Here is a 25,804-nt window from a genome sequence, read left to right as displayed (position 1 = left end):
GAAGGTAGACATGGACAAACCCGTATTTTTGGAAACCAGGAGCATCGTGAAGAGATTCAATGAGGTGACGGCGGTGAACCAAGTCAGCATGAAGATTTACCGCGGCGAAATCCGGGGGCTAATCGGAGAAAACGGTTCCGGGAAGTCGACGATATCCGCCATGATCAGCGGTCTGCTTCCGAAAACGGAAGGGGACATGTATGTCGAAGGTCAACCGTATGCTCCCAAAGATCCGCTGAACGCCCGAGCCAAGAAAATCGCCATGATCGTGCAAGAGACCGGAACCATCGGTCAGTTATCCATTGCTGAAAATATTTTTCTGGGGGATGAAGGCCGGTTTGCCCGGAACGGGATCATCGACCGCAAGCTAATGCATCAGGAAGCGAAAAAATCGCTCGCTCTTGTCGATTTCGGTGAGGTGGACGTATCGCAGCCGGCCCTGACGCTGAACTTTGAGCAGCGCAAGCTGATCGAAATCGCGAGAGCTTTGTATTACGAGCCGGAATTGTTCATTGTGGATGAAACGACCACCGCATTGTCGCATGACGGGAGGCTGCTGATTCATCGGCTGATGCGCAAATTGCGCGACCAAAACAAAGCGGTCCTGTTCATCTCCCACGATCTCCCTGAGCTTATGGACGTTTGCGACGCGCTGACCGTAATGCGGGACGGCGATTTGATTACGACGATCGACCGCTCCGAGTTCGAAGAAAATTTCATCAAGCAATCGATGGTCGGCAGAGTCATTGAAGGGGATTATTACAGAAGCGATATCAGCGCTTCGCGCGGGGAACAGGCGATGATCCGCGTGAACGGCGTCGATACCTCTTTGCTTCGTGATATTCATTTCGAACTTTACCAAGGGGAGATCTTGGGCATCGGCGGCTTGTCGGGCAGCGGGATGCATGAGGTGGGGAAAGTTATTTTCGGCGAGATCAAGCCGCAGCGGGGGGAAGTGATCGTCTACGGAGAGAACGGCGACGGGACTTTGCTTCCGCACAAGGTGAAAAACGTGCAAACCGCGATCGCGAACCGTGTCGGTTACGTGTCCAAGGACCGGGATCGGGAAACCTTGATCATGGAAGCTTCGATCAAAGAAAACCTCGTGCTTTCCGCGCTCGGGAAGCTGGGCAAGTTCGGCCTTATTCTGCCCGGAGCGGAAAAAAAATTCGCCCGGAGGCAAATCGAGGAGCTAAACATTAAAGCAAGCGGAATGAATCAACGGGTGGGGGAACTGTCGGGCGGAAACAAGCAAAAGGTTTCCTTCGGCAAATGGATTGGAAACGACTCCAAAATTCTTATACTCGACAGCCCTACGCGCGGCGTCGACGTCGGCGTGAAGACGACGATGTACCAGCTGCTCTATTCGCTGAAACAGCAAGGATACGCTATTCTGATCATCTCGGAGGAGCTTCCGGAATTGATCGGAATGAGCGACCGGATTTTGGTCATGAAGGACGGGAAAATCAACAAGGAATTCCGGCGTGACCAAAATTTAAACGAATCCATGCTGATCGACTACATGATATAGGCAAGGCGGTGAGAACGAATTATGAAACTATTTATAAAAAGGCATCAAAATGCGCTGATCCAATATGCCGGCCTTGTGCTCGTATTACTGTTGTTTACATTCATGACGGACGGGGCGCTGTTGTCCGACTTCAATGTCCGGACGATTCTCAAACAACTCGTCGTACTGTTCACGATCTCGGTCGGCATGGTGTTTGTTTTTTCCCATGGCGGGATGGATATATCGGTAGGGGCGGTTCTCGCACTAAGCTCAATGGCCGCCATTTACACGATGAACGCGGGAGCTCCTTTGGCGGTTGGGGTTCTTGTGGCGGTGTTGGTATCCGTGGCCTGTTATTTGGTCAATGTGCTGATCGCCAATCAGTTTGGCCTCATGGCCGTGATATCCTCGCTTGCGGTAATGTTCGTGGCCAGGGGGATCGTAACATATCGGGTTTCGACCTCAGCCAGCAAAATCGCTTTGGCCGATAGCGGGGCGCTGAAAGAGTTGGGGCGGAACATGCCGCTGATTATCGCCATCATTGTGCTTGTGGGGGCGGCCGGTTTTGTGCTGTTTCATTTGACCAAAATCGGCAAGCAAAACAAAGCCATCGGCGACAATCCGCTGGCGGCTTCACAAAGCGGCGTACGGGTGAAAAGAATGAAAGTGATCGCCTATCTTCTGGCTGGCATTTTGGTCGGCTGCGCATCGATCCTTTCCTTGTCCCGATCGGCGGTCATCAGCGAAAACACGGGGATGGGTCTGGAAATGGACGTGATTGTTGCGCTGATCCTCGGGGGAATGGCGCTCAATGGGGGCAGCCGCTCCAGAATGAGCTCCGCGTTTGTCGGCAGCATTACGTTTGTGGTGCTGAACAACGGTTTGGTTATGGTGGGCGTTGCGCCCGAAGTGGTGTCTCTAATTAAAGGGATGATATTTCTGATCGTCGTGTTTCTGCTGCTTCGGAGACCCAACGGCGAAGTTATGCCAAGATAAACAAATCAAACAGAGAAAAGGGGTAAAACGAATGAAAACTAAAAAGTGGCTGTTCTCTTTGACCGCGCTCATTTTGCTGTTCGGGGTCGTTCTGGCGGGTTGCGGTGGAAGCGGCGGCGGAGAGGGCGATGCGAGCGGTAATCCCAAAGGCGGGTACACCATCGGAGTCATGCTTTACAACTACACGGATATCCAAGGCCAGCAAATCAAAGCCTACAGTTCTTATCTGGAAAAAAATTTCAACGTCAAATTTAATTTCGCCACGGTTGGGTCCAGTGAAGAGGATCATATCACCGGGCTGGAAAACCTGTTGGCCTCCGGCGTCGACGCCGTGATCAGCGGTTACGATACCGCTCTGGAGCAAAGCGTCAGTCTGGCTGAGGAAGCCGGCGTATATTATGCGGTCGCCCTTGGCGAGACCGACGAAAATGTAACGAGCGATTATTTTGTGGGAGGGATCAAGCAATTCGGCGAAAACCCGGAGGAACTGGGCGCCAAATATGCCGAACAGGCCTATGCTTCCGGCGTAAAACATATCGGGGTCACCTCGTTCCCGGAATTCGCTTTTACGGACGCTCCCGCCATTATCAAGGGCTTTACGGACAAAATGAAAGAGCTTGACACGAAGGGCGAGGTCACGGTCTATCCGACCGAATTCCACTCGTTCGCTCCGGACAACGCGGCGGATGCCGTAACCAAGATTATTTCCGATCACCCTGAGGTGGACGCAATTTTCGGACTCGGCTCCGGCATGGATTTTGTGTATCCGGCGATTCTCAACAGCACGAAGCCCGATATCCGCCTGTTGGCTCTTGGCTATAACGACTCGACGGAGGCGGGGCTCGAAAACGGCAAAATCGTGATGGCCGGAACGAATAATTACGGCGAAATCCTCGCCAATTCGTTTGCGCAAATCTACGATCGCTTGAACGGGAAAACATACCCCGACCGGAAACCGAACGGCTACGTCAATTACGTTACCTTCACTACGCCGGCGGAAATCCAGGATTTCAAAAACTATGTTATCCCGGAGGACAAATCGAAAGGCGCGGTGACGGCCGAAGAACTGAAAGAAGTGATGCTGTCCTACAACGACGGCGCGACCTGGGAGTCGCTGCAAAAACTGACGAACCGGACGCTTGAGGAAATCAAGGCGGCCAGAAATTAAACCGTGCTTGCCTGGGTAAGAAGCTTGACGGCGAGCCGTAATGGAGTGAAATTATGCAAGTCTTGATGTTGAAACGGGCAATTAACCTGCTCAAAACGTTCCTGTTTCCGATCGCGGTTTATGCCATCATCCTGATTGTGACGCTTTTGATGAACAAGACCGGGTATGTTTCTTCCGGCGCGTTTGACCGGATCATTCGGGGCAGCGTGCTGACGACGATCACGGCTTACGCCATCGCGCTGCCTCTTTCCGGGGGAAGATGGGATTTCGCCCCCGGAATCATCATCATCCTTGCCGGCATTATCGGAAGCAATTTGACGATTGATCTGGGATTGGGGCCGGTCATGCTGCTGGCGGTTACCGTCGCCGTTGCGGTTCTCCTCAGTCTGATTGAAGGCCTTCTGTATTTATGGATTCGGGTACCGACCATTATCGTATCGCTTGGCGTGGTCATGATGTACGAGGCCTTATCCGGCGTCGTTTACGGGGGCTCGGGGACGCAGCTTTATATGCATGCGGGCCTGACCGTCTTCGCAAGGTCCCCCTGGATCTATATTTTGCTCGCGGTGATTATGGTGCTGTTTTACTATTTGCTGAGCCACACTAAATTCGGCTACGATACAAGGTCGTTGGCCGCCAATCCACGGCTGGCCGTCAATATGGGAGTCAAGGAGAAAAAGAACATTTTTCTAACCTATCTGGTGGTTGGCGCGTTATTGGGAGCCGCCGCCGTCATCAACGCTTCCACCGTGTTGGTATCGCCGGCTGGTAATTTAAGTTCTACGGCTTTGATGTTCTCCTCCATGGGGCCGGTTCTGGTCGGACTGTATCTGGCGCAATTTACGAATTTGCCTTTGGGTATTTTTGCGGGAGCCCTCGGCATGAACGCTTTATCCTACGGGATGGTTGTGCTGGGGATCGACAGTTCCATGCAGACCGTCATTGTCGGTGTGTTTATCGTCGGATTCATGGCGTATACCTCCAACCAGGAGCGGATCCGGGTCTATTTAAACCGGAGGAGAGCGGGGAACAAGGCGCAGGCCTAGTAATAAACATGCGGAGAGGAAAGAAAGAAATTTATGGACATCAATCTGCTGCGGAAAAAACCGTTTCATTTGCAGGACGAGGATTTGGAATGGGTAAAATCGACCTTTGAGAGTCTGACGAAGGACGAAAAGATCGGCCAATTGTTTTTTATGGTCGGCTATAAACAGGACGAGCCGTTTTTGAAAAGACTGGCCGGGGAAATCGGCGTTGGCGGACTCATGTGCCGTTCGATGAATAAAGAGAGCGTGATGGCCACCGTTTCCGCCTTGCAGTCGAACGCCAAAATCCCGCTGCTGATCGCCGCCAATCTGGAAGCGGGCGGTCAGGGGATTACGAAGGACGGGACGAAAGTCGGCTCCAATATGGCGATCGCCGCCACGGACGATCCCGAGCTCGCCTATCAATTGGGACGGTTGTGCGCGCTTGAAGGAAAAAGCGTCGGGGCCAACTATGCGTTTGCGCCCGTCGTCGACATCGATTATAACTTTCGCAATCCGATCACCAATACTCGAACCTTCGGCAGCGACCCGGAGCGGGTCAAGCGCATGGGCGCGGCGTATGTCAAAGGGGCGCAGGAACAGGACGTGGCCGCCTCCATCAAGCATTTTCCAGGGGACGGCGTGGACGAAAGGGATCAGCATCTCGTCACCTCCGTCAACACCTTTTCGCCGGACGAGTGGGATCGTACCTTCGGGGACGTGTACCGCCATCTGATCGACGAAGGCGCGAAAACGGTGATGGTCGGGCATATCGCGCTGCCCGAATATTCGAAGAAGCTGGATCCGTCGCTCAAGGATGAAGAGATTCTTCCGGCTTCGCTGGCCAAAGAGCTTTTAAACGGTCTGCTTCGAGAGCGGCTTGGCTTCAACGGCCTGATCTTGACCGATGCGACCACGATGGCGGGCATGAATATACCGATGCCGAGAAACGAATTGGTTCCAAGATCGATCGAAAACGGGTGTGACATGTTTCTGTTCACCAAAAACTTGGACGAGGACGTCGCTTTCATGAAGCAGGGCTTGGAAAACGGCCTGCTGTCGACGGAAAGACTGGACGAGGCCGTATTGCGCATCCTCGGGCTCAAGGCATCGTTATCTTTGCATAAGAAGAACAACATCCCTTCCCCGCAAACGGCGGAAACGGTGTTGAGACAGGAACGGCACTTGAACATCGCCGAACAGGTCGCGGACCGGTCCATCACGCTTGTGAAGGAAGAACAAGGCGTGCTTCCCATCAGCAGCGATCGTTACAAACGGGTGCTAGTTTACGATATCGAAAGCGAGGCGAACGCGCTCGGTTACCAAAAAACGAGCGGGCTGGCGGCTTCTTTTATACCGCTGCTTGAGGCCGAAGGTTTTGCGGTTACCCGGTTTGAGCCGAGCGGCATCTACGAAGGGCTGCAGGGCTCGTTCGGGGAAATGCGGGAACAGTACGATTTGATCATCTATCTGTGCAATTTGGCGACCAAGTCGAATCAGACCACCGTCCGGATCGAATGGATCAATCCGATGGGGGTGAACGTCCCCATTTACATGGAGTCCATTCCGACCATTTTTATTTCGACGGAGAATCCGTATCATTTGCTGGATGTGCCGCGGGTCAAAACCTATATCAACACGTACGGAGTCAACGATTTTACCTTGCCTATGCTGGTGCGTAAACTGACGGGGCGGTCGGAATTCAAAGGCATAAGCCCCGCGGATCCGTTCTGCGGCAAATGGGATACCCGATTATAGAAAGAAGGAACTCATGTGATTCATGAAACGATAAAGTTATTCGAACACTCTTCGGCAACCTTGACGACGTACGTACAGGAAGACGGAGAGTTCGACCGTAAAAATTTGATCCGCCCGGCCATTTTGATTTGTCCGGGAGGCGGATATGCCCTGATCTCCCAAAATGAAGGCGAGCCCGTAGCGCTTGCGTTTGCGAGAATGGGCTACCATGCGTTCGTGCTGAATTATTCCGTCAAGATCGACAATCCGTTTCCGACGGCGCTGCGCGAACTGGCCAAAGCGATGTCGATCATTCGGGAACGGGCCGCGGAATGGCTGGTGAATGCGGACGACATCACCGTGGCCGGTTTTTCCGCCGGCGGCAATTTGGCCTTAAGCTTGGGGGTCTACTACAAGGATGCGTTAATTACCGAAGAGATCGGGCTTACCTCGGAACAGATCAAGCCGAACCAGTTGGTCCTCGGTTATCCGGCCGTCACTTTGGAAGCTCGTGCGACGGAAACCCCGGCCTTTGTCATCGAACTGATGGAAAAGGGGCTGATGCCGGATTTTCGCGGTCCGAACATACGGGAAATTTTGATGGGCAAAGAAAATTTGACGGAAGAGGAAGAACGGTCGCTTAATCTCCTGCAATATGTTAACGGGGATACACCGCGTACCTTTATCTGGGGAACCTACGAAGACAGCGTCATTCCGCCGACCGACCTCCTTGGACTGGCTGGGAAGCTGTTTGAGCATCAGGTGCCCTGCGAACTTCACATGTTCGAAAAAGGGCCGCACGGCATGTCGCTGGGCGATGCTTCCGTGAAACCGGAGGAGCAGGTCAAAGCATTAAGCCTCGGGGCGTGGGTGGAACTGAGCGCCAAATGGCTCGAGCAAGGAAGGGAGCGTTGAGGACACCATGCAGCCGAAAGCATTCATTTTTGATCTGGACGGCGTCATCACGGATACGGCGGAATTTCATTACCTGGCCTGGAAGCAAATCGGCGCGGAGCTTGGCATCGAGGTGGACCGCGAATTAAACGAGCGGTTAAAGGGCGTAAGCCGCATGGAATCGCTGGAGCGGATCCTCGCGGCCGCTTCCCGGCCTTTAAGCTTGTCCGAAGGCGAAAAGGAGCGGTGGGCGGCCCAAAAAAATGCAGTTTATGGGCAACTGATCGAAACGATTCGTCCCAGTGATGTGTTGCCGGGAATTGAAGGGCTGCTGAAGGATATCCGGGAAGCGAATCTGTTGCTGGCCCTCGGATCGGCAAGCCGGAACGCGAAATTTGTTCTGGAGAGACTTGGACTTCTCTCGGCGTTTGACTATATCGTCGACGCCGGCCAAATCCGCTACGGCAAACCGCATCCCGAAACCTTTGTCAACGCCGCCGAGCACTTCGGTGTTCCTTGCGAAGCCTGTATCGGCGTCGAGGACTCCGAGGCCGGCATTGAAGCGATCAATGGCGCCGGCATGTTTTCGGTCGGCATCGGATCGCCGGATTCCTTGCGCCAAGCGAAGTATTTGGTTTCCGATACCTCGCGGCTCACGCTTGACGGGATTATGGAAGCTTACCGCAAGAATGCAGTATGAACGATGGCTTTCCGGTTGAAAGAGTAGGAAAGTGAAGAGGGCGGGCGGTTTTATTTAAGGAAATCGCCCGGAGACCCCTGAAGATCTCACGTGGTTTTTACCGTTGATATACGACATTGGCTTTGCTTCCAATCCTGGGACGGACGTGCTGCCGATGTGGTGAATGGCGGCCAATTGCTCGCCGAAGATAAGCCGCAGTTTGTTTGCTTCTTCCTCATACATCCAAACCCATTGCTTGTTGTATGGCGTTACTTCAACTTTTCTCATAACCATCCTCCCAACATTTAGCTGCTTTAGCATGAGCCGGTACCCATTATATTACCATATTTAGTTAGCTTACGTTTGGCTTCGCTTGCTCCGCCGCAGTTGACGGACGCTACGCGCTGCGAGTAAGCGAAAAGACTGTGCAGCCAAGTGCGGCCAGAGCCAGAAGACCGCCGACCCAGAAATTGTCGGCCACCGAGCTCGTTTCGATGACGACGCCGCCAATCAACGAGCCGCACGCGATACCAAGGTGCATGATGGACGAGTTTAAACTAAGTTGAATATCGGCTTCCCCTGGCGCATTCTGGATCAGGTACATTTGCTGAGCCGGAGAGATGGCCCAACTGAGCGCACTCCAGACCATAACGGCAGCCAGAAACAGATAAAATGAGAGTTTTGCCGCGAAGGGAAGCATGAACATGGAGCAGGCGAAGCATGCCGTAATGAAGATAAGCGACCGCTTTGTACCCCAACGGTCGGAAATCCAGCCGCCCAAACCGCCGCCAGCTACGGCCGCGATACCGAACAGGAAGTAGACGAGACTGAGGGTTCCGGGACTGACCGGAAAGAGCGATTGTACGTAGGGTGCCAAGTAAGCGTACAAGGTTAAATGTCCCATCAACAACAGAAACGAGATGAGTTGGCCGCTGACGATTTTGACGTTCTTGAGCGAAGCAAGCTGCTTGCGCAGGGGAACGGCTTTTTCCGGAGGTGACTTGTGAAGAAATATGGAGATGACCACGATCGCTAAAGCGCTCAAGCCGGCAATCAGTAGAAACGGCGCTCGCCAACCGTACGCGTTGCCGATCGTCATTCCAATCGGAACGCCCAGAACGAGCGAGCCGCTGATGCCGATATAAATGATGCCGATCGCCCGCCCCCTGTACGAAGGAGGGACAAACCGGGAAGCGAGCGTGATGGACAGGACGATGATGAGGGCTCCGCTCATGGCGGACAACGCGCGAGCGGATAAAATCAGGGCGTAATTGGAGCTGAAGGCAACCAGCATGTTGGACAAGAGGAATAAGCCTAAACTGGCAAGATATAACGTTTTTCGTTCCATCTTGGCGGTCAGGTTGATGAGGATTGGAGCCGATAAGGCAAACGCGATGGAATACAAGGTAATAAACTGACCCGTGGCGCTGACGGAAATGTGCAGATCCGTCGCAATCAACTCCAGTATGCCTCCTACGATAAGCTCGGCTGTACCCACGACAAAGGTGACAGCGGCCATCAAGACGATACGGAAATTCAAATGGACACCTCCTGTACTTATATCGATAAAATATTGCGAAAATCCTGAAAGAGCAAGTCGGGTGGAATAAGACCACGACTTACACGCTAATCAAAAGATGCATCGACAAGGGGGATATTAAACTCATATGAGGCTACGGCGGTCGCGTATACTGGCGGAGCTATTTGTGGATGAAAATGAAAACACAGGACGGGGGGGATTTTCACTCCTAAAGCGACATAAAACCATGGTCACCATTTTTACCGAAATGCTCAATGATGATTTTCTTCACATGTCTTTCTACATGACTGTACCGGTCCTTTTTAGGTTGGCAAAGAATGACCTTCCAAGTGATCGGATGATGAAAGGGAACCTCGATAATGTCAGAGATATTGAAAAAATCGCGAACGGGAGAAGGCAAAATAGTGATGAATTTAGAATGTTTGGTTACTTGTAAAAGGAAGTCCCAAGACGCTGACATAATGGAAATTCGCGGCTGAATGTTTTCTTTTTTAAATTGCTCCAGCAATTTGTGATGAATCATAAAAGTTGAATTAAAGATGGCCAAGTGTTCGTCATTTAGTTGATTCCAATACATTTTCTCGTTTTGTGCCAAAGGATGGCTAGAGCTCATAAAGGCGGTCAGTTCATCTTCTTGCAGTAGATGTTCATTCATGGTGCTAGGATCGATATTGGTCGGTTGCAGTAAAATAGCAAAATCCAACTCTTTTAAGGTCAGCATTCTCCGCAATTCATAGGCCCCGGCTTCGATGATTTCAAATTTTATATCCGGATTTGTCGTGAGCATCTCGGATAGTAAATCTGCAAAAACAATACCCAGTATAAGCGGAGGGATCCCGATGACTATTTTTCCCTTGAATTGAAAAGAGTCTTCGCGCAGTTCGGCCAGCATATTCTGGTAATTCTGCACAAGGATTTTTGCATTTTCAAAAAACCTTTCCCCCGCAGGTGTTAAGTTTTGTAATCTTCCCTTGTAGCGTTCGAATAGGTGGACATTTTCTTCTTCCTCAAAATTCCGAATTAATAAGCTGAGAGATGGCTGCGAAACACATAAATTTTTTGCGGCAATCGACAGATTGCAGCTGGAATTTACGATTTCAATAAAATACTCTAAATGTTTAATATCCATTATGAGATTCCTCACTTATGTTGTGAAATTCATCACGAGTTTATCGATAAAAATAGTTTTTAAAGCGCTTACTTCTTGAAAATAGCAAATTTCACTTGGTTTGTCCACAACGTCAGCCTACCAATTTTCCGGCCGTGTTCTTTTTCCGCTCAGCAGCAACGATAATCCAATAGTATTAATTTAATTTACAGCTTATATAAAAAATTGGTTTTAGACAGCGAATTGTAAGCGGTTTATTGTTAGTCGTGTAAGCGTTTGGGATCACATGTGAATCTTATTACACGGTGTTTTTATCAGTAATCCGGGAAAGAAAGCGGGGAAGCGTATGAATGAAGTTGTGATTGTGTCGGCGGTTAGAACCGCGGTGGGCTCTTTTGGGGGAGCGTTTAAAGATGTACCGGCTGTTGCATTAGGAACAGCTGCTGTAAAGGGGGCATTGGACAAAATTAATTTAGCCCCGGCGGAAGTAGATGAGGTTATTTTAGGTAATGTTTTGCAGGCCGGTTTAGGGCAAAATGTCGCAAGACAGATATCCATGCAAGCCGGGATTCCGCTGGAAGTACCATCATACACCATCAATCAGGTTTGCGGTTCGGGGCTCAAGGCGGTTCAACTTGCGGCTCAAGCCATCCTGGCTGGCCAAGCGGAGGTTGTAGTTGCCGGCGGAGCGGAGAACATGAGTCAGGCGCCTTATCTGCTGCCGACAACTCGCTGGGGACAAAGAATGGGGGATGGGTCCATCATTGATTCGATGGTTCATGATGGATTAACGGATGCTTTTAATCAATATCATATGGGCATTACGGCTGAAAATATCGCTGAAAAATACAATATTACAAGAGAAATGCAAGATGAATTGGCCGCAGCAAGCCAGAATAAAGCTGAGAAAGCAATGAAAGACGGGAAATTTAAAGAGGAAATTATCCCGGTTGAGGTTCCGCAGCGAAAAGGCGCGCCGGTGGTGGTAGACACGGATGAATATCCGCGAGTGGGCGTAACGGCTGAAAGCTTGGCTGGATTAAAATCGGCATTTAAAAAGGATGGCACGGTTACGGCGGCGAATGCTTCAGGTTTAAACGATGGCGCGGCGATATTGATTGTGATGAGCAAGAATAAAGCGCAACGTTTAGGTTTAGCGCCGCTTGTAACGATTAAAGCTGCTGAAAGCACAGGGGTTGCCCCGGAACTCATGGGGACAGGGCCCATTCCGGCAACGAAAAAAGCACTGGAAAAAGCGGGATTAACGATAAAAGATCTGGATTTGGTCGAAGCCAATGAAGCTTTTGCGGCCCAAGCATTAAGTGTCGTAAATGAGCTGGGAATCGACATGAACATTGTCAATGTGAACGGCGGGGCCATTGCGTTAGGACATCCGATCGGTGCCAGCGGTGCACGCATATTGGTGACATTGATTCATGAAATGGAGAAAAGAAAGGTTCAAAACGGTTTGGCGACGCTATGTATCGGCGGCGGGCAAGGTATTGCCATGATTGTGGAGAGAGAGGTCAGAGGATGAATAAAGTAGTGGCTTTAGAAGAGGCGATCGCTCAGATCAAAGACGGAGATGTCGTGATGGTCGGCGGGTTTATGGCTAACGGGACGCCTGAAAAATTGATGGATGCCCTTGTTGCAGCCAACATCAAAGATATTACTTTGATCTGTAATGATACAGGATTTGTCGATAAAGGTTCAGGCAAGCTGGTGGGCAATAAGCAATGCAAGAAAATCATTGCCTCACATATTGGAACCAATAAAGAAACAGGCAGACAGATGACGGAGGGAGAGACGGAAGTGCAGCTTATTCCGCAAGGAACGCTGGTGGAGCAAATTCGTGCGGGCGGCTATGGTCTAGGGGGCATTTTGACAGCTACGGGAATAGGCACGTTGGTTGAAGAAGGCAAAGACAAAATTGTAGTCGATGGCAAAGAGTATCTATTAGAGAAACCCATTACCGCGGATGTTGCTCTTCTTTACGCCGCTAAAGCGGATAGAGCCGGGAATATCGTCTATAAAGGCTCGGCGAACAATTTTAACCATGTTATGGCAAGTGCGGCCAAGACAACGATTGTTGAAGCGGGAGAAATCGTGGAAATAGGTGAAATCGACCCTAATGAAGTGGTTACGCCGAATATCTTCATAAACTACATTGTTGATGGAGGCAAGTGAAATGGATAAGGTAGAGCTGCAAAATAAGATTGCCAAACGTGTGGCCCAGGAATTGAAGGACGGGGAGCTGGTTAACTTAGGAATCGGCTTACCCACCAAAGTAGCTAACTTTGTTCCGGAAGGGATTCACGTTATGTTCCATTCGGAAAACGGATTTGTCGGATTGGGACCGGCACAAGGAGACGAAGTAACCGATCCAACGATTGTAAATGCCGGCGGACAATATGTAACCATTCATCCGGGGGGCTGCTTTTTCGACAGTGCCACTTCTTTCGGAATTATCCGCGGCGGGCATGTGGATTTAACGGTTTTGGGAGCGCTTCAAGTTGATGAACGGGGGAATATCGCCAACTATTTGATCCCCGGAAAAATGGTGCCGGGAATGGGGGGCGCTATGGACTTGTTAACGGGAGCGAAAAAGGTCATTGTAGCTATGGAGCACACTACGAAAGGAAAAGCTAAAATATTGCGGGAATGCACTTTGCCGCTGACGGCAAAGAATGCGGTGGATTTAATCATTACCGAAATGGCGGTGATTGAAGTTACTCCGGAAGGATTGCTTCTTAAAGAAATAAATTCCGCTTACACGTTGGAAGAGGTATTAGCGGCAACAGAGGCCAAGCTGATGATCAGCGAGGAATTAAAAGAATTAGCTTAGGGTCCAATAAATTTAAAATAGATTCGGAGGAAATAAAATGGTAGATAATAAAGTAGTTTTTGTAACGGGCGCGGCAAGCGGGATTGGAAAACAAATCGGCGAAACCTTTTTGAAGCAAGGTGCAAAAGTTGTGTTTTCGGATATTAACGATGAAAGTCTACAAAAAATGATTAGTGAATTGAAAAATGAAGGGTTCGATTGCCACGGAATCAAATGCGATGTAACCAACGAAGACGAAATCAATGCAGCGATTGACGAATCCGTGGAAAAGTATGGGCGTTTGGATGTTTTGATCAACAATGCCGGTTTGCAGCACGTATCCATGATTGAGGATTTCCCTACAAATAAATTTGAATTTATGTTGAAAGTGATGTTGGTAGCCCCGTTTATTGCCACAAAAAGAGCTTTCCCCATCATGAAAAAACAAGGATTCGGACGCATTATCAATATGGCATCGATCAACGGTGTCATTGGCTTTGCCGGAAAATCAGCATATAACTCCGCTAAACATGGGGTTATTGGTTTGACAAAAGTAGCGGCTTTGGAGGCGGCAAACTCAGGTGTAACCGTAAATGCGATTTGTCCGGGATATGTGGATACACCGCTTGTAAGAGGTCAATTCGAGGATTTATCTAAAACTCGCAATATCCCACTAGAGAATGTGTTAGAGAGTGTTCTTTATCCCTTGGTTCCGCAAAAGCGTCTGATTGATGTTCAAGAAATTGCGGATTATGCCGTGTTCTTGGCAAGTGAGCAGGCAAGAGGAATTACAGGTCAAGCCTGTCTAATAGATGGTGGCTATACCGCACAGTAAATTCCCTTCTTTTATCTAATCCGGAGGAGATTAAATGGAAATTGTAGGCTCAATAGGAATTATACTGGGAGTCATTGCCATTATCTATTTTGCATTAAAAGAAATTCATATTACCGTGGCTGCTCCGTTAGCGACATTAATAGTAGTTCTCTTCAATGAAATGGACATCATCCCCACGATGCTGGGTTCGGAAAGCGGCAATTTCATGGGGGCGCTTGGAAATTATATTGTGAAGTTTTTTGCAATTTTCCTGCTTGGCGCTGTTTTGGCTAAATACATGGAAGAGAGCGGAGCGACTGTCTCCATTGCCGACTTTATTTTGAAGAAATTCGGCACTAACAACCCTTATAGAGTACTTGTGGCCATCTTCATTGTTGCCGCTATATTAACTTACGGAGGGATTAGCCTTTTTGTTGTCATGTTTGCCGTCATACCACTGGCGCGCACATTGTTTAAAAAGCTGGATATCGCCTGGAACTTAATTCAAATTCCAGTATGGCTGGGCATCGGAACTATTACAATGACCATTCTACCGGGAACCCCGGCTATTCAGAATGTCATTCCCATTCCATTTCTAGGAACCTCTTTAGTGGCAGCGGCTATTCCAAGCATAGTGGGGGCTATAGGTTGTACCGCATTTGGCCTCTGTTATATGAAGTACTGTTTGAACAAGAGTTTAAAAGCCGGGGAAACTTATGCAACTTATGCCGACGATGAAAATGAAAGCAATGAAGAACGCGAATTGCCCGGTTTTATGGTAAGCGTTTTACCCCTCGCCACATTAATTATTATCGCTGTTTTGGGCAGTACTTTCGGAAATGCTTTTGTTCGCCAGAATGTAATTTATGTGGCGTTAATGGTAGGTATTTTGTTGGCAGTGGCGCTGTTTCACAAACATCTTCCAGACAAAATCCGTACGTTGAGTATTGGGGCGAGCGGCTCCATTGCCCCTATCTTTGCTACGGCTTCGGCCGTGGCTTTTGGTTCCGTGTTGATGGTCGCACCGGGGTTTAAATTATTTTCCGATTTAATCACTTCGATCCCGGGCGATCCCTTAATCAGTCTGACAGTATTAACGGCCTGTATATCGGCGATCACAGGATCTTCTTCCGGGACCTTGGGAATCGTGATGCCCAATTTCGCCCAATTTTATCTTGATGCCGGCATCCAGCCGGAATTAATTCACCGTGTAGCTGCGATCGCTTCAAATATTACCACACTTGTTCCACAAAGCGGCGTTCTCTTAACGTTTCTGGCATTGACCAAATTAAACCACAAAAATGGATTTAAGGAAGCGTTCATCACGGTGACGGGCGGGTGTACGATTGCGATCGTGATTGTGATTGGATTGGGGAAAATAATGTGAGTTAAAAAGAACCGGTCCCGTGTGTTTTACATGGGGCGGTTCTTTTGCGTTTAGCCTACATAATAAACCCGTCCTCCAGCGCGTTAACGGCACGTTGTGCGACATAGAGCTGTAGTCTGGCTAGTTCCAACTTAGCCTCTTGTTGGGTCAGACTGAAACTGGATTTTTCATAATCGTGACGCGATACAAGCGCATTGTTATAACGAACTGTTATATGCTGAACATCCAGTTGCGCGTTACTCAAGTCTTTTAACGCGTTTTGATAAGCCTGATAGGCCGTTTCCTGATTGCTGTAGAGCTGGTCGATTTTTTTATTGAGATCGATGCGTGTTTTCTCCGCTTGCTGCTCGGCGATCCGAACATTTGTCTCGAGATAATCCTCCTGGTCTTCATTCGCTGCGTCGGTGTGACTTTTTTGCTGTTCAGCCAATATAATGGAGTTCCATTGTCTTTTCATTTCAAATGATTTCTCCAAAATTCGCTCCCGGTTCATTGGGGTGACGGGCTGCGGGGAGAATTCGTTCAAATCCCCAAGCTCGATGTCCGGGTCGTAAGCCACGCCTAGGTCCAAGCAGAGCTGTGCCAGGGCAAGACGGTACTTGTTTCTTAATTGAGTTAGCTGCTGCTCCTGTTTCTCGACCTCTCTTTGCGCTTCGGTGACTTTTTCCGCCGATGTCATCCCCTGTTCCTGCATCAACTCGGCCCGCTTCACATCCGTTTTTAGAACATCCAGATAGGCTTCGTTCATGCTTACCTGCTTTTTAAGCGTCAGCAATTCCACGTACTGAGAAGTCATTTGCAATCGAATGCCTATGCGGGCTTCCTCCAGATCGAGCAATGTATTGGCCTGTTCAATATTGATCTGTTTTAGAGAAAGGATCAACTGGTCACGCTGGCCCTGCAATTGTTTGTTCATAGCGTCGGTGATGCTGCCGATTCCGCTGATCAACCGATTGACCACGGCGTTGGTTTCCAGCATCGGATATAGGGACGGAAGCAGCTCCTCGGGAAAGTCCTCATACTTTTTTTGGATTTCCTCCAGGGATTCCGGCAAAGTGTAGGAGCCCCCCGTTCCGCCGGAAGCGGATTCATCCAGCTTCTTCTTTTGTTTATTTAGATTTCCTTCATTTTCTTTAAGTGCGGTTATTTTAAAAGTCAGCAGCTTGTAATTTAAAGAATAATCCAGCGCAAGTTTCAAAACCGTATCCAGATCCAAGCGCTTTAACGGCGCCAAAGTACCCGAATCGATAAAGTGCTCCTTTAATACCCCGCTGTTTGTAGCCTCCTTCCCTGAACGAATGGAATTATCGTTTTCGTTATTGTCCGCATAGGCTGAAACCGGCCCAGCCGCTAAAAGGGCCATGCTCAGCAAGGAAGACATCATTACCGACAAACTTCGCTTCATAGCCATTCTACCTTTCCTCTCAAACCCGCAAGGGGTTGGTGTTTGTTTTGCCTTCCATGCTATCATCCATAAATTCATCCGCGCAATTTGTACTTTCGTACATGTCATTTTGCCCTTAGGTACATGTACTAAAGCACGATTTTATTTGAGGATGGAACACCTATAATAAGCCGCAGGGAACATGAAGGCAAAAAAAATCATCAGCAAAAACGGATCAGGAGGGAATCACTAGATGAAAGGACGCTGGACGGCGACATTATGTTCATTACTAATTATTATGATTCTGGCGGCGTGCGGTTCGAATAAAGAGAAGGCTGCCCAGGGAGAGGATAGCACTTCCGCCGTACATGTTATTACGGTCAAGAAGGAGCCGTTAAGTACGGTGTACAATTTATCCGGTACTTTGAGGCCAAATCAGGAGGCCAGCATCTCTTTTCAAGCCGCCGGCGAAATCCAAAAAACACTGGTGGAGGAAGGAGACAAGGTAAAAGCTGGGCAGGTATTGGCTGTTGTTGATAACGCGAATGCGCAGCTGCAGTTAAGACAAGCCCAAAGCGGCGTGAAGCAAGCCGTAGGTCAATTAAACGCCGCGAAAGCGGGAGTTGCTGCCGCGGAGGCTCAAGTGGATGCGGCGGCCGCCCAGTTGGAGACAGCGGAAGCCAACTTGGCTACCGTAAAGAAAGGAGCGTCCGCACAAAAGCTTGCCCAGGCCCAAAATGCCGTTACCCAGGCTCAAAACGCCTATGATAAATTAAAGACGGATGCGGACCGGTATTTGAATCTATATTCCAATGGACTCATATCGCTGGATGAATACGAGAAATTTCAAGTCCAATTTAAGGATGCGGAAACCGCACTCGATAACTCGAAACAGTCGTTATCCGAGTTGACCGAGGGAGCGACACCGGAGCAGAGTAGGACGGCTAATGCGGCGGTAAGCCAAGCCAAAGCCGGAAAAGTCTCGGCAGAGGCCGCAGTTTCTCAAGCAAGAGGGTCATTGGCACAAGCGCAAGCAGCTTATGACCAGGCGGTCGCCAAGCAGCAACAAGCCGAATTAGCTCTATCCCAAACCAAACTGATCGCGCCTGTCGGCGGAGTCATATTGGAGAAAAAGGCGGTTGTAGGACAAACGGTTTCTGCCGGAGCTGAAGGTTTTATGATAGGTTCTATTGATACGTTAAAGGTCACAATTCCTGTTCCCAGCGATCAGGCTTCGGCTTGGAAAGCAGGTCAGTCTATTACATTGGAACAGAACGGAGTTACGTTGCAGGGTACCGTAAACCGGATTTCCCCGGTAACCAATCAGGGAACGGGAACTATAAGTGTGGAGGTCAATGTCCCTAATCCCAAGCATGACTGGATCCCTGGGCAAGTGGTCCGTGCCGGAAGGTCGGTTTCGGAGCAGGAAGGTATCTTCGTTCCAGTCGGAGCGGTGATCAGCAACGGTCAGGAGCCGTATGTGTTCAGATATATTAACGGCAAGGCCGTGAAGACTATCGTTAAATTAGGCGCTCATCTAAGCGAAGACAATCGCCAAAGTATCGTATCGGGGCTGAAAGAAGGAGATGTTGTTGTCAGCTCCGGGGCGGAAAGCTTGTTTGACGGGGACGCTATAGCGATCTTGGAGGAAAACGCCAAATGATCGAGTACTCCGTTAAAAAACGCAAAATCACATTGCTGCTGTTTGTAATGTTCATTGTCTTTGGAATATTTAGCGCTACCCGGCTCCCGCGTCAAGATATGCCGGATGTGGTGATTAAAAACGCGGTAGTTACGACGGTTTTTCCCGGAGCGACCCCGGAGCGGGTGGAGCAGTCTGTAACAAAGGTGTTGGAACAGGCCATTAAAAAGGTGGAGACCATTGAAAAAATAGAATCTACCAGTTCGAGCGGTGTTTCGAACATTACAGTTACCGCTTATCCCGACGCGGATGCCAAAGCGACTTGGGATGAATTGCGGAAAGCGGTGGAAGATGCTTCAGCGGACTTACCGGACGGTATTATACAGCCCATGGTTAATGACGATCTGTTCTCTTCTTTTATCGGCTCCTACGTTATTTATGCGGATAAGATAGATTCGCTATATGCCTTAAACGATCAGATGATCGATTGGCGGGATAAAATACGCCAAGTTGGCGGTGTCGCGGATGTTCAGATCAGCGGAATTCCGGAAAAGGAAATACGCATTCAAATCGATTTGCAGAAACTGGAGCAATACGGCATTGCCTGGGAGCAGATTGTACAGGCCGTTAAGAATATGAACAACCGCACTCCACTGGGAGCGCTGGAATTTCAATCGCGCAGCTACGAATTGGTCGTTCCCGACATGAAACAGGCCGAAGAGCTGAATGAAGTACTGATTTCCAGAAGCGAGACCGGGTTTCCTATATATTTGAAAGATGTGGGTCAAGTTCAAATGGCGGATAAAGCCCCAACTTATCTGGCGTATTACAACGGAAAACCAGCCATATCGATCAATGTCTCCGCGCAGACCGGTTCCGATGTTCCGAAAATGGATAAGCTGATTTCGGCCAAGCTGGATGAACTTAAAGAAAGCTTGCCAAGCAACGTGCATTTCAGTCACGCTTTCGGCCAAGAAGAAGTGGTCAGCGAAATGTTCGGCGAGCTCATCCGTGAAATGTTGATCGCGATCGCTTCCGTCATTCTGATCTGTACACTGGGGCTCAATCTGGTGACATCACTGGTTGTGGCCATGGCCATACCGATATCGATCGCAGTAGGTATGATCGTTATGCCATTCACCGGCATTTCCCTGAATGAAATTTCCATCGTCGGTCTGATCATCGTGCTGGGCATACTTGTCGATGATGCGGTGGTCGTGAACGATAATATCGAACGCCGGCTTCACGTCTTGGGAGAAAGCCCCGACGTTGCGGCGATTAAAGGCGCGAAGGAAGTATCGGTGTCCATTCTGACCGCTACATTATCGACGATTTTCGCTTTTGCGCCGTTATTGTTCTTGACGGGGGATATCGGCTCTTTCGTCAAACCGATCCCAATCGTGATTTCCTGCTCCATGCTCGCCTCCATGATTATGTCGCTGACCATAATTCCGATTTTCCGTCAGTGGCATGAGAAGCGCCGGAGAAGAAAACAGGCGGCCAAGAACAACCTGATTCATAAAGAAACTGAAGGCGACTCAAAGAGCGAACCCTGGGAACAAAAACCCGCCGGTTTGCTTGGTAAACAAATCCAGGCTGCGACCCAGTGGTATTCCGGCACATTGATTCCGAAGGTGCTAAAGCGACCGAAGTTATTCGCGACTGTTGGACTTCTCATCGGTACGGCCTCGTTCGGGTTGGCACTAATTACACCGATCGATTTGTTTCCCGAGGCCGAGGAGCCGCATGTCAGCATTAATGTTGAGATGCCTGTTGGCACAACCTTCCAAGAAACTCAACGGATGGTGGGCGCTATCACCAAGTGGGTAGAAAAACAGCCTGAGACGGAGTTCATTAGTGTTGGTATTGGCGGCAAGGCACCAACCATTTATTCCGATATTACCAATGCTCTTGCCTCAGCGACTAATATCGGTCAAATAACGGTTATCGGTAAGTCGGATAGCTTTAAATTGGATAAGACGGTACCGGCTTGGGAGGCGGAGTTAACGAAACGGTTCCCGGGAGCGACCATCGCCATGCATGTTCCCCGCCTTGGCATACCGGTCGGCCCAGCGGTCTCCATCCGAATAGCCGGTGATGAACTGGATACGCTGCAAAAGCTGTCCCAACAGGTCAAGGAAAAAATAGCCAAAATCGATGGCGCAACCGGCATCAAAGATAACTTCGGTAATCAAAGCTATACTTTGGAATTCGAAATGAAGAAGCCGGCTATGGACGAGTATATGATCGATTACAACACGCTGACTCAGACGTTGCGTCTTATGGGGGACGGGCTGGATATCGGGGACTTTGATACCGGAAAACAGATCGTTGACCTTAATTTACACGTTTCAAATCGGGAAGCGAGTCCTAACCAGTTATTCCAGCAAATTTACATTACCAATAAACAAGGAGTGCAAGTGCCCTTAGCGCAGTTGGCTGAAATGAAAACGTCATTCACGACTCAAAAAATCCAACATTATAACCTTGAGCGTATGGTGACGGTGGAAGCGAACGCGGTAGGGAAGACGGCAACGGAACTAACCGCCGAGGTCCGCAGTATGCTGAAGGATCTGCCTATGCCGGAAGGATACACCCTCCAATTTGGTGGTGAAACATCAGAGCAGTCGGATATCTTCGGGGATTTGGCAACGCTGTTCATTGTAGTTATCTTTTTAATCTTTATTTTGATCACGGTCCAGTTTTATTCCTTGTCGGCCCCGATTATAGTCATGACTACAGTGTACTTGGCGGCCGCCGGCGGAATCATCGGTATCTTTGTCTCCGGTTCTTCCATTGGCTTCATGAGTATGATGGGGATTATTTCGCTCGCCGGAATCGTCGTGCGAAACGGGATTGTCCTGATCGAATTTATCGAGGAATCAAGACGCGAAGGCATCGGATTGTATGAGTCGGTCATCGCAGCCACAGGTGCGCGTTTCCGCCCGATTGTACTCACTTCGTTTACGGCCATGATCGGGATGCTGCCCCTGGCGATCGCCGGCAGCATATTGTTCAGACCGATGGCTTACACTATTATATTCGGCTTAATGTTCTCGACGGTGTTAACGTTGTTCGTGGTGCCTTCGATATACATGGTGGTAGCCGGGTGGAAAGACAAGCGCCTGATGCGCAAACATAAGCCCGATCAGCCGGTCTCGTCCGGCACCGTCTCTACGTAGTCAAAGCCCCACCCGTTAGCGGGCGGGGCTTTGTAAGTCACGACAATGTTTCTGTCGAAGACACAAAGGAAGGAGATTGACGTGATCAAGGATAAACCAGGGATTATTCTAGAGAACGCGCTGCGACTTTTTGGAGAGAAAGGTTATGAGTCTACTACGGTCGATGAAATTGCGGTTTCTATTAGATATGGAGCGTCCTGATACGCTGATTCCGGAACAAATAGCCTGGGGCTGCCTTTCGTGCGAGTAGTGCGGTAAGATTATAACAAGTGTGAAAACCGCTTATAATAAGGCCGTGGGAGGCAATCGGGTGAAGACGTTAGAAACAGACGAAAACAAGGGTATGGCTAAATTCGAAACAACAGACAATATACTAATCTCTCGACTTCCGATTCTACTGTGGATTTCATTGGTTTATGTGGCCACTATCATAATGCAGAACTTTATAGATCTGCTTCTGCTGAATAGCTTGATTTTTACATTCACCTTTATTGTACACGCCCTCCTTCATTGGCATTCACACCGCATCATGAGCACAAAAGCTTGGTTGTATTTTATCGTTCAGGGAGGGCTCATATTTATAAGTGCTTTGTTGGTGCCGGACAGCTCTCCAGCAGTCCTAATTGGTTTTCTCCCTATGCTGGTCGGTCAAAGCATCGGGTTCTACTATAAAAAAGAGAATATACTTCTTGTGGTGCTGTATTGCGTTTTCTTGTTCTTCTATGCTCTCTTATATTTAGGCGACCGCCATGATCTTGTTCTATTGATAGCTTTGTTTATATTGATGGTAATTCTTGTCGGGGCATATGCTTTGCTGTTTTTTCAGCAGGTCAACGCCAGGGTACGAACACAACTATATCTAAAAGATTTGGAAAACGCACATCGAAAGGTTGAGGAGTTGACGCTCATGAATGAACGACAGCGTATGGCTCGCGATCTTCATGATACGTTGGCCCAAGGTTTGGCCGGTTTGATCATGCAACTCGAGGCTGCAGATGCCTTCATATCTCAAGGGAACACCCCGAGGTCCCAGGAGATCATTCAAGGGTCCATGAGCCAGGCTCGAAGAACATTAGCCGACGCAAGGCGCGCTATTGATAATTTGCGCATCAAATCAGTTGAAGGAATGAGCTTTTATGAAGCGCTAACCTACGAAATTCGGCGCTTTATTGAGGCTACCGGCATTGAGGTTGATGAAGATGTGCAGGTATCCAGTCGTTTATCCCGAACCCTGATGGAGCAGAGCATGCACATCATTAGCGAGTGTTTGACGAATGTGGCGAAACATGCCCAAGCTGACAAAGTGTGGATCTCCATCCTCGAACGAAACGGCAGGGTTCATATCGAGATCAGGGACAATGGAAAAGGCTTTAATACAGAACTCATTGGCAAACAACCGGGTCACTATGGCATACTGGGTATACAAGAACGCGCAAGGTTGATTGAGGGGGAAATCAAAATATCGAGTTTGCCGAAAGGGACGCAAGTTTTTTTGGAATTTCCCGTTCATAAAGGAGCCTAGACATGAATCCGTATAAAGTACTGATTGTAGATGATCATTCCATCGTTCGTGAAGGCTTGAAGCTGATTCTCGAAACAGACGAACGATTTGCCATCATCGGTGAGGCGGAAAACGGCCGGATTGCATTGCAACTACTAGAAGAGCTTGATCCTGATGTCATCCTGATGGATTTGAATATGCCGGTAATGAGTGGACTGGAAGCCATGAAAGTCTTGAAAGATCATCCAAAACAGGTTCCGGTCATTATTTTAACGACCTACAATGAAGATGAGCTTATGGTTAGCGGACTGGCTTTAGGTGCTAAAGGCTATTTGCTTAAGGACACCAATCGCGAAAACTTGTTTCGTACCATTGAATCGGCGGTGCGTGGCGAGGCGCTTCTTCAGGCCGATATTTTGGCGAAGGTGTTTGAAGCGAAAAATCGAGAAGAGGCTGTTGGCCACAGAGAGATAGATGAACCTTCGCTGACGGAGCGAGAAATTTTGATTCTTCAATTCGTAGCCAGAGGATATAAAAGTAAAGAAATCGCCTCTGATATGGGGATTTCTGAACGCACGGTAAAGGCTCACCTGACTAATATCTATAATAAGCTTGGCGTGGATTCGCGATCTCAAGCCGTCGCGATAGCCATGGAACGTGGGATTATACTTATGTAACCACTAGAGAATTTTCAGATGTTTAATCCTGGTTCCTAGTCTTAGGTGATGCTGGCCAGACAATATAAACCTGTTAAGGTTTCAAATCTGTTCGTACATCAGGGTATAGCCTTATGTACGATTTTAATTTTGGGTCCATTCGATTATATAATGTAGGTATAGCTATTGTATTCCGATCATTCGAAAGTTAGGTGCTGATGAGAATGAAGCTTTTGGAAAGATGGACGCGCATCGCGAAATTCATTTTGATTTTGCTGGCTATCGTCTACGTATTTTCTTTGGTAAGGCCCTTTTTTCTCCCGATGCAGGCTGTGATTGGAGCCATTTTGATTCCGATCCTGCTGGCCGGTTTTTTTTACTATTTGCTTCGTCCGGTCGTCCTTTACATGGAGCGGCATAAGGTCAAGCGGTCTTTGGCGATACTGATCCTTTATGTCATCATGGTCATTTTGGCCATCGGATTTATTGCCGGGCTATGGCCGCTATTGCAAGCCCAACTGTTCAATTTGGTGGAGAACATTCCCCAATTCGTGAATCTGCTGGATGCTCAACTGAGAGAGTGGGGAGAAACGCCTTTCCTTTCGTCCATCATTCCTTCCGATTCCGGTTTGGCCGCTAATTTTTCGGAGTACCTGAGCAAGGGGATTTCCTTTTTAACGAATTATATTACCGGTTTCGTCTCTTTCCTGTCCCAATTCGCCATTGTGTTGTTTACTTTCCCGATCCTGCTCTATTATATGTTGAAAGAAGGATATCGTTTCAAACGTAGTCTGGTCAAGCTCTCTCCAATGCGTTATCGGAAAGAGGTGTTTCGCGCGACCAGGGACATGGACAAGGCGCTGAATGACTATATTATCGGCCGGGTCATCGTGAATGCGGCTCTTGGCGTTCTGATGTTTATCGGCTTCTTGGCGATCGGGCTGCCTTATGCTCTACTGTTGACGACGATTGCGGTCATTTTGAATTTTATCCCCTTGTTCGGGGCAATTATATCCGCCATTCCCATCGTCATCATCGGTTTGATTCAGTCCCCGTCGATGGGCATTTGGGCATTGGTCATTATTTTACTGTCGCAGCAGATTCAGGATAATGTCATATCTCCTTATGTTTTCGGAAAAAAATTGGACATCCATCCGGTTACCACGATTCTACTCGTATTGGGAAGCGGTAACTGGTTTGGCATCATTGGCATGTTGGTCGTGATTCCGGTGTACATGTTGTTGAAAATCGCTTGGAAGCGGCTGTACAAGTTGTTCTTTAGAGCCCATTGGGAAGCTTTATAGCTCAGGAGGGCAACGGCCACCTAATCTATGGAAAAGGCAATATTGATTAGACCGGATGATGTTCAAAAGAACCGCCCCTGTTTTTTTACAGGGAGCGGTTCTTTGTGTTTAAATGTTTTATCACGGCAAGCCGAAAAAACATAGTGTGCAGATCAAATTCTTTAACCGCCCTGAGAACCAGTCGTTCAGCAAAGGTGTGGAAACATAAGTTTTTCAAATACTAAGAAAAATATAATTCAACATATATTATTATGAATAGGATTGACGTTATGAATAAACCTGAAAGAAATAAAAAAATGTAAATGCGGCAGCGGGAAAAAATATAAATTTTGCTGTTTACGACAGGATGTTGACACACAGAACCAACGCTCCGATATATAAATGAATTACTGAAGCAAACTGAAGCAAGAGCGCTACCAGAGGAAATGAAATTGGATTTGGAAATCGAAATAG

The 25,804-nt window shown here is 48.7% G+C and carries 22 protein-coding genes; 18 read left to right on the top strand and 4 right to left on the bottom strand.

Annotated elements, in window-relative coordinates:
• Positions 1-10: 10 nt before the first annotated feature.
• The 7 genes from LBW89_RS00395 to pgmB are packed head-to-tail and all read left to right on the top strand — an operon-like array spanning position 11 to position 8,030.
• Complete coding sequence (locus tag LBW89_RS00395) at positions 11-1,531, top strand: sugar ABC transporter ATP-binding protein (protein WP_225038163.1); 1,521 nt, start codon at positions 11-13, stop codon at positions 1,529-1,531.
• Positions 1,532-1,552: 21 nt separating this feature from the next.
• Positions 1,553-2,506, top strand: coding sequence for an ABC transporter permease (locus tag LBW89_RS00390; RefSeq protein WP_213505068.1), 954 nt, complete (start codon positions 1,553-1,555; stop codon positions 2,504-2,506).
• A gap of 31 nt (positions 2,507-2,537) precedes the next feature.
• On the top strand, positions 2,538-3,674 hold the full coding sequence (locus tag LBW89_RS00385; RefSeq protein ID WP_225038162.1) for a sugar ABC transporter substrate-binding protein: 1,137 nt from the start codon (positions 2,538-2,540) through the stop codon (positions 3,672-3,674).
• A gap of 53 nt (positions 3,675-3,727) precedes the next feature.
• Positions 3,728-4,720, top strand: a complete 993-nt coding sequence (locus tag LBW89_RS00380; protein ID WP_225038161.1) for an ABC transporter permease — start codon at positions 3,728-3,730, stop codon at positions 4,718-4,720.
• A gap of 33 nt (positions 4,721-4,753) precedes the next feature.
• A complete protein-coding gene (locus tag LBW89_RS00375) occupies positions 4,754-6,457 on the top strand; it encodes a glycoside hydrolase family 3 protein (RefSeq protein ID WP_225038160.1) in 1,704 nt (567 codons plus the stop codon).
• A 15-nt stretch (positions 6,458-6,472) separates the two neighbouring features.
• On the top strand, positions 6,473-7,351 hold the full coding sequence (locus tag LBW89_RS00370) for an alpha/beta hydrolase (protein ID WP_148450225.1): 879 nt from the start codon (positions 6,473-6,475) through the stop codon (positions 7,349-7,351).
• A gap of 7 nt (positions 7,352-7,358) precedes the next feature.
• On the top strand, positions 7,359-8,030 hold the full coding sequence (gene pgmB, locus LBW89_RS00365; RefSeq protein WP_225038159.1) for a beta-phosphoglucomutase: 672 nt from the start codon (positions 7,359-7,361) through the stop codon (positions 8,028-8,030).
• A 54-nt stretch (positions 8,031-8,084) separates the two neighbouring features.
• Here the strand turns inward: pgmB and LBW89_RS00360 are convergent, their stop codons facing one another.
• From LBW89_RS00360 to LBW89_RS00350, 3 genes are all read right to left on the bottom strand, one after another.
• Positions 8,085-8,297: a GrpB family protein gene (locus tag LBW89_RS00360; protein ID WP_148450223.1), complete on the bottom strand. Its 213-nt coding sequence runs from the start codon at positions 8,295-8,297 to the stop codon at positions 8,085-8,087.
• Between the two features lie 109 nt (positions 8,298-8,406).
• Positions 8,407-9,528, bottom strand: a complete 1,122-nt coding sequence (locus LBW89_RS00355; RefSeq protein ID WP_412066979.1) for an MFS transporter — start codon at positions 9,526-9,528, stop codon at positions 8,407-8,409.
• 229 nt (positions 9,529-9,757) lie between these two features.
• Entirely contained in the window at positions 9,758-10,678 is a 921-nt protein-coding gene (locus LBW89_RS00350; protein WP_148450221.1) for a LysR family transcriptional regulator, read from the bottom strand.
• Positions 10,679-11,003: 325 nt separating this feature from the next.
• On the opposite strand from LBW89_RS00350, the gene LBW89_RS00345 reads away from it, so the two are divergent.
• Genes LBW89_RS00345 through LBW89_RS00325 form a run of 5 tightly spaced genes read left to right on the top strand, consistent with a single transcriptional unit; the run spans position 11,004 to position 15,682 of the window.
• Positions 11,004-12,194, top strand: a complete 1,191-nt coding sequence (locus tag LBW89_RS00345) for an acetyl-CoA C-acetyltransferase (RefSeq protein WP_225038157.1) — start codon at positions 11,004-11,006, stop codon at positions 12,192-12,194.
• Positions 12,191-12,844 carry a CoA transferase subunit A gene (locus LBW89_RS00340; protein WP_148450219.1) on the top strand — a complete coding sequence of 218 codons (654 nt, stop codon included), beginning with the start codon at positions 12,191-12,193 and terminating at the stop codon, positions 12,842-12,844. The genes LBW89_RS00345 and LBW89_RS00340 overlap by 4 nt, the downstream gene beginning before the upstream one ends.
• 16 nt (positions 12,845-12,860) lie before the next feature.
• Positions 12,861-13,502 (top strand): 3-oxoacid CoA-transferase subunit B, encoded by a 642-nt coding sequence (locus LBW89_RS00335; RefSeq protein ID WP_412066978.1) that lies wholly within the window; start codon positions 12,861-12,863, stop codon positions 13,500-13,502.
• Between the two features lie 37 nt (positions 13,503-13,539).
• A complete protein-coding gene (locus LBW89_RS00330; protein WP_148450217.1) occupies positions 13,540-14,316 on the top strand; it encodes a 3-hydroxybutyrate dehydrogenase in 777 nt (258 codons plus the stop codon).
• Between the two features lie 34 nt (positions 14,317-14,350).
• Positions 14,351-15,682: a GntP family permease gene (locus tag LBW89_RS00325; protein WP_148450216.1), complete on the top strand. Its 1,332-nt coding sequence runs from the start codon at positions 14,351-14,353 to the stop codon at positions 15,680-15,682.
• Between the two features lie 55 nt (positions 15,683-15,737).
• Here LBW89_RS00325 and LBW89_RS00320 read toward each other — a convergent pair whose 3' ends face one another.
• Complete coding sequence (locus LBW89_RS00320; protein WP_225038155.1) at positions 15,738-17,093, bottom strand: TolC family protein; 1,356 nt, start codon at positions 17,091-17,093, stop codon at positions 15,738-15,740.
• Positions 17,094-17,319: 226 nt separating this feature from the next.
• Between LBW89_RS00320 and LBW89_RS00315 the strand changes: the two genes are divergently transcribed.
• The 6 genes from LBW89_RS00315 (at position 17,320) to LBW89_RS00290 (ending at position 25,351) form a co-directional block, all read left to right on the top strand.
• Entirely contained in the window at positions 17,320-18,729 is a 1,410-nt protein-coding gene (locus tag LBW89_RS00315; RefSeq protein ID WP_225038154.1) for an efflux RND transporter periplasmic adaptor subunit, read from the top strand.
• A complete protein-coding gene (locus LBW89_RS00310; protein ID WP_225038153.1) occupies positions 18,726-21,890 on the top strand; it encodes an efflux RND transporter permease subunit in 3,165 nt (1,054 codons plus the stop codon). Before LBW89_RS00315 ends, LBW89_RS00310 begins: the two co-directional genes overlap by 4 nt.
• A 45-nt stretch (positions 21,891-21,935) precedes the next feature.
• Positions 21,936-22,091 (top strand): helix-turn-helix domain-containing protein, encoded by a 156-nt coding sequence (locus LBW89_RS27815; protein WP_148450212.1) that lies wholly within the window; start codon positions 21,936-21,938, stop codon positions 22,089-22,091.
• Positions 22,092-22,200: 109 nt separating this feature from the next.
• Positions 22,201-23,412, top strand: coding sequence for a sensor histidine kinase (locus tag LBW89_RS00300; RefSeq protein ID WP_225038152.1), 1,212 nt, complete (start codon positions 22,201-22,203; stop codon positions 23,410-23,412).
• Positions 23,413-23,414: 2 nt separating this feature from the next.
• Positions 23,415-24,068 carry a response regulator gene (locus LBW89_RS00295; protein WP_148450211.1) on the top strand — a complete coding sequence of 218 codons (654 nt, stop codon included), beginning with the start codon at positions 23,415-23,417 and terminating at the stop codon, positions 24,066-24,068.
• A gap of 203 nt (positions 24,069-24,271) precedes the next feature.
• Positions 24,272-25,351, top strand: a complete 1,080-nt coding sequence (locus LBW89_RS00290) for an AI-2E family transporter (protein ID WP_318249332.1) — start codon at positions 24,272-24,274, stop codon at positions 25,349-25,351.
• The last annotated feature ends 453 nt before the right edge of the window (positions 25,352-25,804 follow it).

The sequence above is a fragment of the Paenibacillus sp. alder61 genome (genome assembly GCF_020179875.1).
In the GTDB taxonomy this organism is placed as follows: domain Bacteria; phylum Bacillota; class Bacilli; order Paenibacillales; family Paenibacillaceae; genus Fontibacillus; species Fontibacillus faecis.
The sequence above is the reverse complement of the archived record's forward strand: the minus strand, read 5'-3'. Positions and strand labels throughout refer to the sequence as shown.